The organism is Streptomyces sp. PCS3-D2, assembly GCF_000612545.2.
Classification (GTDB): domain Bacteria; phylum Actinomycetota; class Actinomycetes; order Streptomycetales; family Streptomycetaceae; genus Streptomyces.
Window position 1 is genome coordinate 2,879,705 of sequence record NZ_CP097800.1, and the last position, 13,097, is coordinate 2,892,801.

Annotated in this window: 14 protein-coding genes; 5 read left to right on the forward strand and 9 right to left on the reverse strand. The window is 72.8% G+C overall.

Annotated elements, in window-relative coordinates; all coding sequences use genetic code 11:
* Positions 1 to 7: 7 nt before the first annotated feature.
* From AW27_RS12065 to AW27_RS12075, 3 genes are all read right to left on the reverse strand, one after another.
* Positions 8 to 1,030 carry a GNAT family N-acetyltransferase gene (locus AW27_RS12065; protein WP_052030288.1) on the reverse strand — a complete coding sequence of 341 codons (1,023 nt, stop codon included), beginning with the start codon at positions 1,028 to 1,030 and terminating at the stop codon, positions 8 to 10.
* A 214-nt stretch (positions 1,031 to 1,244) separates the two neighbouring features.
* The gene (locus tag AW27_RS12070; protein WP_037919233.1) at positions 1,245 to 2,522 is read right to left on the reverse strand and encodes a L,D-transpeptidase; all 1,278 of its coding nucleotides are present in this window, start codon (positions 2,520 to 2,522) and stop codon (positions 1,245 to 1,247) included.
* Positions 2,523 to 2,654: 132 nt separating this feature from the next.
* The gene (locus AW27_RS12075; protein ID WP_030964547.1) at positions 2,655 to 2,948 is read right to left on the reverse strand and encodes a hypothetical protein; all 294 of its coding nucleotides are present in this window, start codon (positions 2,946 to 2,948) and stop codon (positions 2,655 to 2,657) included.
* Positions 2,949 to 3,121: 173 nt separating this feature from the next.
* Here AW27_RS12075 and AW27_RS12080 point away from each other — a divergent pair, with 173 nt between their 5' ends.
* Positions 3,122 to 3,442: a hypothetical protein gene (locus AW27_RS12080; protein WP_037919232.1), complete on the forward strand. Its 321-nt coding sequence runs from the start codon at positions 3,122 to 3,124 to the stop codon at positions 3,440 to 3,442.
* 101 nt (positions 3,443 to 3,543) lie between these two features.
* Here AW27_RS12080 and hutH read toward each other — a convergent pair whose 3' ends face one another.
* From hutH to AW27_RS12105, 5 genes are all read right to left on the reverse strand, one after another.
* Positions 3,544 to 5,085: a histidine ammonia-lyase gene (gene hutH / locus AW27_RS12085; RefSeq protein ID WP_037919230.1), complete on the reverse strand. Its 1,542-nt coding sequence runs from the start codon at positions 5,083 to 5,085 to the stop codon at positions 3,544 to 3,546.
* A gap of 174 nt (positions 5,086 to 5,259) precedes the next feature.
* Positions 5,260 to 6,375 carry a GGDEF domain-containing protein gene (locus AW27_RS12090; protein WP_037919228.1) on the reverse strand — a complete coding sequence of 372 codons (1,116 nt, stop codon included), beginning with the start codon at positions 6,373 to 6,375 and terminating at the stop codon, positions 5,260 to 5,262.
* 111 nt (positions 6,376 to 6,486) lie between these two features.
* The gene (locus AW27_RS12095; protein WP_037919226.1) at positions 6,487 to 7,284 is read right to left on the reverse strand and encodes an enoyl-CoA hydratase/isomerase family protein; all 798 of its coding nucleotides are present in this window, start codon (positions 7,282 to 7,284) and stop codon (positions 6,487 to 6,489) included.
* Positions 7,285 to 7,441: 157 nt separating this feature from the next.
* On the reverse strand, positions 7,442 to 8,590 hold the full coding sequence (locus tag AW27_RS12100; protein ID WP_030851135.1) for an adenylate/guanylate cyclase domain-containing protein: 1,149 nt from the start codon (positions 8,588 to 8,590) through the stop codon (positions 7,442 to 7,444).
* 221 nt (positions 8,591 to 8,811) lie between these two features.
* Positions 8,812 to 9,678, reverse strand: coding sequence for a biotin--[acetyl-CoA-carboxylase] ligase (locus AW27_RS12105; RefSeq protein WP_037919225.1), 867 nt, complete (start codon positions 9,676 to 9,678; stop codon positions 8,812 to 8,814).
* Positions 9,679 to 9,809: 131 nt separating this feature from the next.
* Here AW27_RS12105 and AW27_RS12110 point away from each other — a divergent pair, with 131 nt between their 5' ends.
* The 4 genes from AW27_RS12110 to AW27_RS12125 all read left to right on the forward strand — a co-directional run bounded on the left by AW27_RS12110 (position 9,810) and on the right by AW27_RS12125 (position 12,506).
* Positions 9,810 to 11,402 (forward strand): acyl-CoA carboxylase subunit beta, encoded by a 1,593-nt coding sequence (locus AW27_RS12110; protein ID WP_037919224.1) that lies wholly within the window; start codon positions 9,810 to 9,812, stop codon positions 11,400 to 11,402.
* Between the two features lie 18 nt (positions 11,403 to 11,420).
* Complete coding sequence (locus tag AW27_RS12115; RefSeq protein WP_037919222.1) at positions 11,421 to 11,633, forward strand: acyl-CoA carboxylase epsilon subunit; 213 nt, start codon at positions 11,421 to 11,423, stop codon at positions 11,631 to 11,633.
* A gap of 86 nt (positions 11,634 to 11,719) precedes the next feature.
* On the forward strand, positions 11,720 to 11,854 hold the full coding sequence (gene mmpB / locus AW27_RS12120; RefSeq protein WP_269084502.1) for a morphogenic membrane protein MmpB: 135 nt from the start codon (positions 11,720 to 11,722) through the stop codon (positions 11,852 to 11,854).
* 31 nt (positions 11,855 to 11,885) lie between these two features.
* A complete protein-coding gene (locus tag AW27_RS12125; protein WP_037919220.1) occupies positions 11,886 to 12,506 on the forward strand; it encodes a Maf family protein in 621 nt (206 codons plus the stop codon).
* Here AW27_RS12125 and AW27_RS12130 read toward each other — a convergent pair.
* A complete protein-coding gene (locus tag AW27_RS12130) occupies positions 12,487 to 12,957 on the reverse strand; it encodes a hypothetical protein (protein ID WP_236647554.1) in 471 nt (156 codons plus the stop codon). The genes AW27_RS12125 and AW27_RS12130 overlap by 20 nt on opposite strands.
* Between the last annotated feature and the right edge of the window lie 140 nt (positions 12,958 to 13,097).

A 13,097-nucleotide genomic window follows, 5' to 3' on the forward strand; every position in this document is an offset into this window, starting at 1 on the left:
GGGCCGTCTAGAGAGTGATCTGGAAGACGCCGGCGCCGCGTTCGCGCCGGTAGCCGAGGGCCTCGTTCACCGCCCGCATGGGGACGTTCTCGTCGGCCACCGTGGTGGCGATGCGGCGCAGTTGCGGGTGGCGGGCCGCGGCCCGCGCTGCCATGTGCCGTTTCACGGCGCGCCCGAGGCCGTGCCCGCGGTGGGCGGGTACGACCACCGTGTCGTACTGGAGGGCGCTGGTACCCGCGGGATCCGGCAGGACGATCTCGGTGTACGCCGCCACCTCGCCCCCGGGGGTCACCGCCGCGACCGTGATCATCTCTCCGCCCCGGTCCAGGACCAGTTGCTGGAGGGTGTGCAGCCGCTGGGCCGTCCAGGTCTGGATCCGCTCGTCCATGTCGCCGGTCGGGGCGTCCTCCATGGCCGCGTGGGCCGCCGCCGCGGCCGGCGCCCAGGCGTCGGGGACGAGGCCGTACCAGGTCAGGAGCTCGTATCCGGGGACGGCAGGGTCGTGGACGGGCCCGTCCGCCGGGGTGGCCGCCGGAGCGGCTGCCGTGCCGTCCGCCGCCCTGCCGTCCGTCGCCGTGCCGTTCGGGATGTCCTGTACGTACCAGGCCATCGGCAGGACGTTCTCGAAGCCCATCGCCTCCGCGAAGGCCTGGCCGGGCCCGCCGAGGTCCAGCATGGCCGCGACCGAGGTACGACCGTCCGCGAGCAGTTCCTCGCGGACTTGCTCCCACAGGGCGGTGCCGATGCCGCGGCGCCGCGCCGCGGGGCGCACCGTCAGCGCGTCCAGGAACGCGGTGCGCTCGTTGCCCTCCTCGGTGAACAGCAGCAGGGCCGCCACGCCCTCGCCGTCGCCGGCCGTCCACAGCACCGGCCGGCCGCGGGCCGGCCTCACGCACAGCCGCCCGGCGATCTCCACGCGGGAGGGCGGGGGCAGTTGCGGCAGGTCGACGGCCGCGGCGGAGGCCAGGACCGTCAGCCAGGCGTCCACCTCGGTGTCGGACGGGGGCAGGGCGAGAGAATGGATCATCATGGGCCCGACCCTAGAGCGCGCCCGGACGCGCCGCCCGCGGGTTTTCGGTCAACGGGTGCGGCGACGGCGCCACCGCCGTCCGTGCCCCGGAAACGGCGGACGGCGGGGAACCCGTGGGGGTTCCCCGCCGTCCCGGTGGCGCGAGCCGTCCTGCTCGTGCGAGCCGAGTGCCCGGAGGCGCCGCATGCCCGGAGGCGGCGGGGCGCGCCCTGCGTCAGGCGGCCGAGCCGGCCTTCCAGTCGGCCCAGCTCATGTTCCAGCCGTTGAGGCCGTTGTCCGGCTTGATCGTCTTGTCCGGGGAGTTGACCACCGTGACGACGTCACCGATGAGCGAGTTGTCGTAGAACCAGGCGGCCGGCTGGTTCGGGTCGCCGGCGCCCTTGACGTCGTTCAGGCCCACGCAGCCGTGGCTGGTGTTGACGCTGCCGAAGATCGAGTCCGCGCCCCAGTAGTTGCCGTGGAGGAAGGTCCCGGAGGTCGACAGACGCATGGCGTGCGGCACGTCCTTGATGTCGTACTCGCCCTTGCCGTCGGCGTCGGTGAAGCCGACGGTGGCACCGTTCATCCGGGTCTCCTTGAACTTCTCGGAGATCACCATCTGGCCGTTGTAGGTCGGGTTGGCCGGGGCGCCCGCGGAGATCGGGATGGTCCGGATGACCGCGCCGTCCCGGGTGACCGTCATCTTCTTCGTCTTGGCGTCAACCGTGGAGACCTGGCTGCGGCCGATCTTGAAGGTGACGGTCTTGCTCTGGACGCCCTGGACGCCGGGAGCGCCCTGGACGCCCTCCAGCGCCAGCTTCAGCGTGACGGTGGAGCCCGCCTGCCAGTACTGCTCGGGGCGGAAGTCCAGGCGCTGGGCGCTGAACCAGTGGCCGACGACTTCCTGGCCGCTGCTGGAGGAGACGGTGATACCCGCCTGGACGGCCTTCTTGTCCTTGATCGCCTTGTTGAAGGTGATCGAGACCGGCATGCCGACGCCGACGGTCTGGCCTTCCTCCGGCACGAAGTTGGCCACGAAGCTGTTCTCGGGGGAGACGGTGGTGAAGGAGGCGTTCTCGTGCGCCTCCTTGCCGTCCGCGTCCTTGGCCGTCGCCGACAGGGCGTACTTGGTGGAGCGCTTCAGCGCCGCCTTGGGCTTCCAGCTCTTGCCGTCGGCGGCCATGTCGCCGGCCACCGCCGTGCCCTCGCTCGTCTTCAGCTCGACCTGCGTGAGCGTGCCGTCGGCGACGGTGACCTTCGCCGCGTCGTTGAGGCCGACGTTGGTCGCGCCGTCCTCCGGCGTGATCGTGATCTTGGCCTTCGAGGTGTCCTTGGCCGCTGCCGCGTCCACGTCCGCCTGGGACTTGCTGGCCTCCCCGCTGCCCTTCGGGTCCCCGCCCCCGCTGTCCCCGTCGTTGCACGCCGAGAGCACCAGTACGCCGCCGAGCACGACGGATATGGCCGCCAGGGACCTTCTCCGCCGCTTGCTGTCCGTCCTCACACGCCACTCCATCGTTGCCGGTAACCCCGGGACATCCGTCACGGGGTTGGCCCGGCAGGGGGCGCACCCCCCTGCCCGGTCCTGACAACGCGTTAACGGCGCCGGCCGGTTCCACATTCCGTTGGGATGTGGGCCACCGCACGGTCAGGCGTTGTCGGGTTCTTCGTCGAAGTCCCCATCTTCCTCGTCGAGGTCCCACTCCAACGACTCGGGGTCGTATTCGACGGGCTCGCTGCTCCAGGACGCCTGCGCCAGCTCGACCCCGGGGATGTCCAGGACCAGGTCAGTGGGGTCGACGAGGTAGGCGAGGGCTTCCGACTCGTCTTCCCGGACGGCGGCTTCCGCATGGCTGCGTTCCTCGTCCGGCATGAACTCGTCGGCCTTGATGTGGGCGAGCGCGGCGCCGGTGAGCGCCTGGGCGTCCGGCACCTCAAGCACCAGATCCACCCGAAGTCGTACATACCGTGATGTCTCAGAAGAGTTCATACGACGGAGAGTAAGCCCGGGGAAGCCCTGACTTTCCCACGACCCGCCCCTTTCCGTAGCATCGGCGCACACGGCCAATTCGCTGCTGCCACAAGGGGGATCGCACCGTGTCCGCACGCCGACCGATGCTCACCGCTCTCGGAGCGACCACCCTCCTCGCCGCCCTGTGGTTCGTGCCCTCGGCGGGCGCGACCGCACCGGAAGCGGCGGGGAGCACCTCCGCCGTGCCCGCGGGCGCGAACACCGCGGAGCCGGCCGGCGGGACCTCGACCACCGGCACGATCACCAGCTCCGCGCCTTCCGCTTCGGGTGCGGGGGCGCCGTCCCTCTCGCTCGCCGACACCGGTTCCGTCGACACCGCCCCGTACCTCCTCGGCGGCACCTTCTGCCTCGGCGTGGGGGCCGCCTTCGTGGCCTTCTCCGTGCGCCGCTCCCCCAGGTCGTAGGAACACCTCCGCGCAGGACCTCCGCGGACGCGTACGACGCCGAAGGGCTGCCCCGGGGTCTTCCCGGGGCAGCCCTTCGGCGTGTCGTGCGGTGGCCGCCGTCAGGCGAGCGGACCCGTCACCGGCTCCACCGCGGCGAGCAGCCCGCCCGTGCGGACGAAGGCGTCGGCGGCTGCCAGGTCGGGGGCGAGGAAGCGGTCCGGCCCGGGCCCCTGCACGCCCGCCGCGCGGGCGGCGGCGATCGCGGCAAGGCTGGCCGGGGCCGCCGTCAGCCCGTGGCGCAGCTCGATGGCGCGGGTGGCCGCGTACAGCTCGATGGCGATGATCCGCGTCAGGTTGTCGACCGCGGTACGCAGCTTGCGCGCGGCCGACCAGCCCATCGAGACGTGGTCCTCCTGCATGGCGGAGGAGGGGATCGAGTCGGCCGAGGCCGGCACCGCGAGCCGCTTCATCTCGCTGACCAGGGCGGCCTGCGTGTACTGGGCGATCATCAGACCGGAGTCCACGCCGGCGTCGTCCGCCAGGAAGGCCGGCAGGCCGTGCGAGCGGTTCTTGTCGAGCAGCCGGTCGGTGCGCCGCTCGGCGATGGAGCCGAGGTCGGCGGCGGCGATGGCGAGGAAGTCCAGCACGTAGGCGACCGGGGCGCCGTGGAAGTTGCCGTTGGACTCCACGCGGCCGTCGGGCAGCACCACCGGGTTGTCGACGGCGGAGGCCAGCTCGCGGGAGGCGACCAGGGCGGCGTGCGCCATGGTGTCGCGGCCCGCGCCGGCGACCTGCGGGGCGCAGCGCACGGAGTAGGCGTCCTGCACGCGCGGCGCGGACTCCTCCTGGAAATGCCCGGTCAGGCCGGAGCCCTTCAGTACGGCGGCCATGTTGGCGGCGGAGGCGCCCTGGCCGGGGTGCGGGCGGATGGCGTGCAGCTCGGGCTGGAGGACCTTCTCGGTGCCGAGCAGCGCCTCCAGGGTGAGGGCCGCGGTGATGTCGGCGGACTTGTAGAGCCTGTCGAGGTCGGCGAGGGCCATGATCAGCATGCCGAGCATGCCGTCGGTTCCGTTGAGGAGGGCGAGGCCTTCCTTCTCGCGGAGTTCGACGGGCTCGATGCCGTACTCGGCGAGCAGCTCGGCGGCGGGGCGGACGGTGCCGTCCGGGCCCTCGGCGTCGCCCTCGCCCATCAGCGCGAGCGCGCAGTGGGACAGCGGCGCGAGGTCGCCGGAGCAGCCGAGGGAGCCGTACTCGTGGACGACCGGGGTGATCCCGGCGTTCAGCACGGCGGCCATGGTCTGCGCCACGGAGGGGCGCACCCCGGTGTGGCCGGAGGCGACGGTCTTGAGCCGGAGGAACATCAGCGCGCGGACCACCTCGCGCTCGACGCGCGGACCCATGCCGGCGGCGTGCGAGCGGACGATGTTGCGCTGGAGCTGGGCGCGCAGCTCGGGACTGATGTGTCGGGAGGCGAGGGCGCCGAACCCGGTGGACACCCCGTAGACGGGTTCGGGCTTGGCGGCCAGCGCGTCGACGATCTCGCGGGCGCGGGCGAGTGCGTCGAGCGCCTCGCCGGACAGCTCGACCCGTGCGTTGCCGCGGGCAACGGCGATGACGTCCTCGGCGGTGGTACCGGACGTCCCCACCACGACAGTGTGCATATCCATATTCAGCACCCTACGGATTGAATCGCTTCATGTCACTAGCTGGAACTGTCACGATCGGGCAGCCACTGGACCCCTTACGCACGGACGCGCCGGGCCCCGGGTCCGCGAGGACGGCCGGACGCCCGGCTCCGCGGCCGCCGCCCGCCGCCCGCCGCCGGCCGTCCGCGGTCACCGCCGGCCACGGAAGCGCCGCCGCTCCCCCGGGGCCTCCTGGGCGGCGGCGTCCGCCAGCCGGACCACCGCGGTGTCCCGGCCCGCCACCACCGGCCCCGCCGACCGCGCCGCCTTCGCCTTGTACTGGGCGGCGTCCGCGAGGCGAAACAGCCTCCGGGAGGACTTCACCGGCCCGATCGGGTCCCCGGTGGAGGCCACCCCGCAGGCCACGCCCTCACCCAGCTCCAACCCGGCGGCGCGGGTACACAGCTCCTCGCTGACCCGGACCACGTCGTCGGCCGGCGGGCCGACCCCGACCAGGCAGAACTCGTCGCCGCCCAAGCGGGCGACCAGCGCGCCCGGGAGCATGGCCCCGCACAGGCTCAGCACCGATCCGAACCGCTCCAGCAGCCGGTCACCCATGGCGTGCCCGAGGGTGTCGTTGACCTTCTTCAGCCCGTTCAGGTCGCAGACGACGAGGCTGACGACGACACCGGTCCGGCGGTGCTCCTCCAGGGCCTCGTCGAGGCGCATGTCGACCGCCCGACGGTTGGCGAGCCCGGTCAGCGGGTCGGTGAAGGCGAGCCGCCGCGCCTCCTCCAGGCGCTCGTTCTGCGCGAGGCCGGCCGCGACCACGGCGGCGAGCACGGTGGCGAACTCCGCGTCGTCCTCGTCGAAGTCGGGCAGCCCCTCGTCCCGGGCGACGTACAGCTCGCCCCAGGCACGCCCGCTGAGCACCACGGGCGCGACCACGCACGTCCCCCGGCCCCGACGGCGCAGGGCCTCGCCGCGCCGCCCCGGCCGGTCGCCGACGGCGCTCTCGACCCAGGCGTGCGGACCGCCGCCGCCCACCCAGCGCTCGTGCAGGAACTCGGTGATCTCGGGGAAGTCGTGCACCGGATAGGACTCGTCCTCGGGGAACTCCTCCTCCCCCGCCCGCCGCTCGCCCTCGTTGACGAGGACGCGCAGACACCCGCGCTCCCGCTCCCACGCGGAGATCGCGGCGAACGAGCCGTCCATCGCCAGGCGCGCGCCCCGCGCGGCCGCACGCACACTGTCGCGCGGCGTGCCCGCCGCGGCCATCGCCTGGGCGAGGCCCACCACGGCTCGCAGCCGCCCGTCAGCTCCCATCACCCCAGGTTAGGGAGTTTTGTCGGATTTTGAGATAATTGGCGCGAGTTTCCCTGCCGGCACGCTCACCGGCAGGACGACCGGAGGCCCGTCCGGGCCCCGGTCCGATGCCTACTCCCCCGGCCAGTTCGGCTTGCGCTTCTCGTTGAAGGCCGCCACGCCCTCCACGCGGTCGCCGGAGAGGGCGACCGTCCGCCAGGCGGCGTCCTCGATCTCCAGACCGGCCGCCAGGTCCATCCCGTGCCCCAGCCGCAGCGCGCGCTTGGCGGCCCGCAGACCCACCGGCGAGTTCGCGGCCATCCGCGACGCCAGGGCCAGCGCCTCGGCCGTGTCCCGGCCGGCCGGCACCACGGAGTCCAGCAGCCCCAGGGAGAGCGCCTCGGCGGCCTCCACCCGGCGCGCGGTGAAGATCAGCTCGGCGGCCCGCGCGGCACCCACCCGGCGCGGCAGCAGCTGCGTACCGCCGCCGCCCGGGATCACACCGACGGAGACCTCGGGCAGACCGACCACCGCGGTCTCGTCGGCGACGATCACGTCGCAGGCCAGGGCCAGCTCGAAGCCGCCGCCCAGCGCGAACCCGTGAACGGCCGCGATCGTGGGCATCGGCAGCTCCATCACGCCGCCGTAGGCCCCGCGCGTGGTCGGCCGCTGCCGCGTCAGCTCGGCGTCGGAGAAGGAGTTGCGCTCCTTGAGGTCGGCCCCCACGCAGAAGGCCCGCTCCGCGGCGGAGGAGAGCACGACCACCCGCACGGAACGGTCCGCGGCCAGCGCGGCGCAGGCCGCGCCGATGGCCCGGGCCATGCCGGTCGAGACCGCGTTCATGGCCTTGGGGCGGTCCAGGACCAGCTCCGCAACCCCGCCCTCGTGACGGCGAACCGCCACGAACTCCGACTCGAACTCGGACGCCATAGGACCCTCCCGGTTAACGAACGTTACCCCGGGATACTAGGGGGTGCCCCCACCGGCGGGGACGGCCAGTGGCCCGTCGCGGTGCCGCCGCCGGACCCGGCCGTCCGGCTGCCGCACGCCGGCGGCGCCTGCCGCCCGTCCCGGCGCTTCCCACACGTCAGCGGCGCTTGCGGCGCGTCAGCGACCAGGGTTCCACGACGCCCAGACCGCGGACCGGCCGCTGCCACATCGGCTGGAGGGCGAACCGGTAGGCCGCACCCTCGTCGGGCTCCGCCTCCGCCTCCTTCTCCGACACCGGCGCGGCGCCGGTCCGGGAGAGCTCCTCGGCCATCGCCCCGTCCACCAGCACGGCGTCCTTGGGGGCTATCGACGTCAAACGGCTCGCCAGGTTCACCGTGGTGCCGAAGACATCGCCCATCCGGGTCGTCACCGTCCCGAAGGCGATCCCGACCCGCAGCTCGGGCATCTGCGGATCCGCCTCCATCGTCTCGATGAGCCGCAGCGCGATCTCCGCGGCGGTCGCCGCGTCGTCGGCGCAGTACAGCACCTCGTCGCCGAGGGTCTTGATCAGCCGGCCGCCATACGCGGCCACCAGGTCCGCCGCGGTCGTCTCGAAGGACTCGACCAGCTCACCGAGCTCCTCCTCCTCCAGCCGGCGCGTCAGACGGGTGAAGCCCACCAGGTCGGCGAAGCCCACCGCCAGCCGCCGGTCCACCATCTCCTCGTCGTCCGCCACCTGCACCACGCGCCCGGTGGCCGCCGCCAGCTGGCGCCGCCAGACGTAGACGAGGAACTCCTCCAGCTCCGGCAGAAGCAGCTCGACCAGGGGGTATGTGACCTCCGTACGGGTCATGCCCGGCTCCGGCGGCTCCGTGAGCCCCTCCAGGAACGAGTCGATCTGCCACTCCGCCAGCCGCGCCGTGGTCTGCCCGGTGGACCGCGCCACCTGCACCGCCATCGGCTCGGACAGCAGCCCTGCCTCCACCAGGCCGGCGAGTCGGCGCAGGGCCAGCACGTCCGCCTCCGTCAGCGCCCTCGCCTGGCCGATGTCGGCGAAGCCCATGGCCCGCCAGAAGCGGGAGGCGAGCTCCATCGACACCCCGGCGCTGCGGGCGGCCTGGAAGGGCGTGTAACGGCGCTCCGCGCCGAGGATCAGCTGCTCCAGGCGGATCGCGAGGGGATCCGCCGTCGGCTGCACGGTGTGGTCCACCTCGTGGTGGGGAGTGTGCTGGTCGCGCCCGATCGGGGTGCCCGGACCGGTGGGCCCGGGGGCGGACGCGCCGGAGGCAGAGTCGTCGACGGTCAAGGGCCGCCTCCTGTCCATTCCGTGCGCACTGCCCTGCCGAACCGGTTGATCACCACGAGCAGCGGGATCGCCTAAACCATACGGCAGGTGTGCCGTAGCTCACTCCCCCTCCCCTGCTCCGATCCGGGTCCGGCCCGGGGCTCCCCGAGGCGACGCGGGGGCCGCGCGCACCCGAAACGCCTCATTCGATGCATTCCGCCGCACGCCCGGCCCCGCCCCCGTCAGTGCACGGACCGCAGGTGGACCACGTCGCCCGCCCCCACCGCCTCGTGGGTCCCCTCGGCCGTACGGATCACCAGGCGGCCATCGGAATCGACGGCTTCGGCCGTTCCGGTGAGGGTGCGCCCGCCCGGGAGCTCGGCGCGCACGTGCCGGCCGAGGGTGGCGCAACCCGCCGCGTAGGTCTCCTGCAGGCCGCTGGCCGCCGGGTCGCCCCCGGCGGCACGCCAGTTCCCGTACCACTCCTCCAGGGACCGCAGCACGGCCTTCAGCAGCGGCTCGCGGTCGGTCACGGTGGCCTTGGCCAGCAGCAGCGATCCGGCGGCCGGCACCGGGAGCTCGTCCTCGGTGAGGGTGACGTTGAGCCCGATCCCGACGACCACACCGTCCTCGACCCGCTCGGCGAGGATGCCGCCGGCCTTGCGCTCCTCCCCCTCCACGGCGACCAGCAGGTCGTTGGGCCACTTGAGGGCGGTGTCCACGCCGGCGGCCCGGGAGAGCCCGGTCGCGGTGGCCACGCCGGCCAGGAGGGTCAGCCACCCCCACTGCTCCTGCGGCACCGCGTCGCCCGGCTTGAACAGCACGGAGAAGAACAGCCCGGACCGGGCCGGGGCGACCCAGCTCCGGTCGAGCCTGCCGCGTCCGGCGCTCTGCTCCTCCGCGACGAGCACGGCCCCCTCGGGCAGCTCGGCCGCCCGCGTGGCAAGGTCGGTATTGGTGGACCCGGTGGAGGCGACCACCTCCACGGAGGTCCACAGCCCGTCCCCGGTGACGAGGGCCCGCCGCAGCGCGGCGGCGTTGAGCGGCGGCCGGTCCAGGCTCGACCAACGACCTGCGGAGGCTCCGGCTGATGCATCTGATGGCGTCATGCAACCCAATGTAGGTGTGTCAAACGCCGCACTGCCGAGCGCCATGCCCGCCGATACGCTACGCACCAGTAGCCAGCAGTAGTCAATCAATTGACCAGGCAGTTGACACCACGCAGGGAGCCGCGACCCCGATGTCACATCCGTCAGAGCCGATCGACATGCACACCACCGCGGGCAAGATCGCGGATCTGCAGCGCCGCATCGACGAAGCCACCCACGCCGGTTCCGCCCGTGCCGTGGAGAAGCAGCACGCCAAGGGCAAGCTGACGGCGCGTGAGCGGGTGGCCCTGCTGCTGGACGAAGGATCCTTCGTCGAGCTGGACGAGTTCGCCCGGCACCGCTCCACCAACTTCGGGCTGGAGAAGACCCGGCCCTACGGCGACGGCGTCGTCACCGGCTACGGCACGGTCGACGGCCGCCCCGTGGCCGTCTTCTCGCAGGACTTCACCGTCTTCGGCGGAGCCCTCGGCGAGACCTTCGGCCAGAAGATCATGAAGGTCATGGACTTCGCGCTGAAGACCGGCTGCCCGCTCGTCGGCATCAACGACTCCGGCGGCGCCCGCATCCAGGAGGGCGTCAGCGCGCTCGGCATGTACGGCGAGATCTTCCGCCGCAACGTCCACGCCTCGGGTGTGATCCCGCAGATCAGCCTGGTCGTCGGTCCCTGCGCAGGCGGAGCCGTGTACTCGCCCGCGATCACCGACTTCACGGTGATGGTGGACCAGACCTCGCACATGTTCATCACCGGCCCGGACGTCATCAAGACGGTCACCGGCGAGGACGTCGGCTTCGAGGAGCTCGGCGGTGCGCGCACGCACAACAGCACGTCCGGCGTCGCGCACCACATGGCGGGCGACGAGAAGGACGCCATCGAGTACGTGAAGTCGCTCCTGTCCTACCTCCCGTCGAACAACCTCTCCGAGCCGCCCGCCTTCCCGGAGGAGGCCGACACCGAGGTCTCCGACGGCGACCGCGAACTCGACGTGCTGATCCCGGACAGCGCGAACCAGCCGTACGACATGCACACCGTGATCGAGCACGTGCTCGACGACGCGGAGTTCCTGGAGACCCAGTCGCTCTTCGCGCCGAACATCCTGACCGGCTTCGGCCGGGTCGAGGGCCACCCGGTGGGCGTGGTCGCCAACCAGCCGATGCAGTTCGCGGGCTGCCTGGACATCGACGCCTCCGAGAAGGCGGCCCGCTTCGTACGGACGTGCGACGCCTTCAACATCCCGGTGCTGACGTTCGTGGACGTGCCGGGCTTCCTCCCGGGCACCGACCAGGAGTACAACGGAATCATCCGGCGCGGCGCCAAGCTGATCTACGCGTACGCGGAGGCCACCGTCCCCCTGATCACCGTCATCACCCGCAAGGCCTTCGGCGGCGCCTACGACGTCATGGGCTCCAAGCACCTCGGCGCGGACCTGAACCTGGCCTGGCCGACGGCTCAGATCGCCGTCATGGGCGCGCAGGGCGCGGTGAACATCCTGCACCGCCGCACCCTCGCCGAGACCGCTCCCGAGGAGGTGGAGGAGACCCGGACCCGGCTCATCGCCGAGTACGAGGACACCCTGCTCAACCCGTACACGGCGGCCGAGCGCGGCTACATCGACGCGGTGACCATGCCGTCGGAGACCCGTGCGCACGTGGTGAAGGGGCTGCGGCAGCTGCGCACCAAGCGGGAGTCCCTGCCGCCGAAGAAGCACGGCAACATCCCCCTCTAGTCCCTCCAGGAGGTCACCGTGGTGATCAAGGTCGTCAAGGGCAATCCGACCCCGGAGGAGCTGGCCGCCGCACTGGCGGTGGTCCGGGCGCGCGCGGCGCTGCTGGCCTCGTCGCCGCCCCCGGGCGCCCCGGAGGTCGCGGACGAGTGGTCGACGCCGGCCCGGGTGGCACGGCGGCGGCTGCCGCAGCCGGGGCCCCGGGCCTGGGGGCGGACGTACTGGCCCGGATAGCCGGGGCCGGCACGGCGTGAACACGCTGCGGCGCTTGAGTACCCGTACTCAGGCGCCGCACCCCCTCCCGGGGCCAGGATCGGAACATGCTCTGGTCCGACCCGAAGAACGAGCCGCCCGAGGAGATGCGCGACGCGCAGGCGATGATCCGGCGGCTCACCGTGGTGCTCGCCGTCGCGATGCTCGTGGTGGTCTACGTCCTCGGTGTGCGCCACTTCTGAGCCGCCCCCGGGCGCACCTACGATGGCGTGCATGACTGCCACACCCCGGCCCGCGAGCGGGCGCAAGCTCGTCCTCGCCTCCGCCTCCCCCGCCCGGCTGAACCTGCTGCGGCAGGCCGGTCTCGCCCCGCACGTGATCGTCAGTGGCTTCGACGAGGACACCCTGGACCACGACGAGCCGGCCGAGCTCGCGCTGGCGCTGGCCGAGGCCAAGGCGGCCGTCGTGGCGGCCCTGGAGGAGGCCTCGGGCGCCCTGGTGATCGGCTGCGACTCGGTGCTGGAGCTGGACGGCGAGGCGTTGGGCAAGCCTGCGGACGCCGAGGAGGCGACCGCGCGCTGGAAGGCGATGCGCGGCAGGGCGGGCGTGCTGCGCACGGGGCACTGCGTCATCGACACGGCGACCGGGCGGCAGGTCTCGGCCACGGCGTCGACGACGGTCCGCTTCGGCGAGCCGACGGACGCGGAGGTGGCGGCGTACGTGGCCAGCGGCGAGCCGCTCCACGTGGCCGGCGCCTTCACCTTGGACGGGCTGTCGGCGCCGTTCGTCGACGGCATCGACGGGGATCACGGCAACGTGATCGGGCTGTCCATGCCGCTGCTGCGCTCCCTGCTGGGCGAACTGGACGTGTCCATCACGGACTTGTGGGCCTGAGCTCCCCGACCGGCGGCGGCGGTGGGACGTCCTCGACGGGTCCACCGCCGTCACCCCGCCGGGAGGCGGGGTAGAGCGTCAGGACCAGTACGAGCAGACACAGGATCAGCATCAGCGTCGCGAAGGCCGCCCAGCCGACCAGGCCGACGGCGAGTACGCCGAGCATCCCGTGGGTGACGGCGGCTGCGACGAGCACGACGCGGGCGAAGCGGCCCGGCGGGCGGTCGCGCAGCGCGGCGAGGGCGGCGAGGACGGCGCACAGCAGGAGGAAGGCGCCCATGCCCGCCCCCATGGCGTAGGTGGCCTTGGACATCACGTCAGGGTCGCTGCCGGCGATGGACATCGACTGGTTGGCCGTGGTCCGGCCCAGCACGATGTGGACGAGCACCAGCACGGCGGCTTCCGCGACCAGCACGATCGCGGCCAGTCCGGCCACGAGTCGTCGCACCACGTGCACCCACCCCCCAAGCGCCATACGCCCGTTCGACGCCTGGAGGCTACTAACGGGTAGCCCGGTGGGCAAGGGATCGACCGAGGTCGCCCGTCCGGAGTACACGCCCGCCGCGCGGCGGCCCGGCGAGACCGCGGTCG

What these genes read in the sequence shown, in the direction of transcription:
- AW27_RS12065 (WP_052030288.1), bottom strand. Translation starts at nt 1,030, where the DNA reads ATGATGATCCATTCTCTCGCCCTGCCCCCGTCCGACACCGAGGTGGAC.
- AW27_RS12070 (WP_037919233.1), bottom strand. Translation starts at nt 2,522, where the DNA reads ATGGAGTGGCGTGTGAGGACGGACAGCAAGCGGCGGAGAAGGTCCCTG.
- AW27_RS12080 (WP_037919232.1), top strand. Translation starts at nt 3,122, where the DNA reads ATGCTCACCGCTCTCGGAGCGACCACCCTCCTCGCCGCCCTGTGGTTC.
- hutH (WP_037919230.1), bottom strand. Translation starts at nt 5,085, where the DNA reads ATGCACACTGTCGTGGTGGGGACGTCCGGTACCACCGCCGAGGACGTC.
- AW27_RS12090 (WP_037919228.1), bottom strand. Translation starts at nt 6,375, where the DNA reads ATGGGAGCTGACGGGCGGCTGCGAGCCGTGGTGGGCCTCGCCCAGGCG.
- AW27_RS12095 (WP_037919226.1), bottom strand. Translation starts at nt 7,284, where the DNA reads ATGGCGTCCGAGTTCGAGTCGGAGTTCGTGGCGGTTCGCCGTCACGAG.
- AW27_RS12105 (WP_037919225.1), bottom strand. Translation starts at nt 9,678, where the DNA reads ATGACGCCATCAGATGCATCAGCCGGAGCCTCCGCAGGTCGTTGGTCG.
- AW27_RS12110 (WP_037919224.1), top strand. Translation starts at nt 9,810, where the DNA reads ATGTCACATCCGTCAGAGCCGATCGACATGCACACCACCGCGGGCAAG.
- mmpB (WP_269084502.1), top strand. Translation starts at nt 11,720, where the DNA reads ATGCTCTGGTCCGACCCGAAGAACGAGCCGCCCGAGGAGATGCGCGAC.
- AW27_RS12125 (WP_037919220.1), top strand. Translation starts at nt 11,886, where the DNA reads ATGACTGCCACACCCCGGCCCGCGAGCGGGCGCAAGCTCGTCCTCGCC.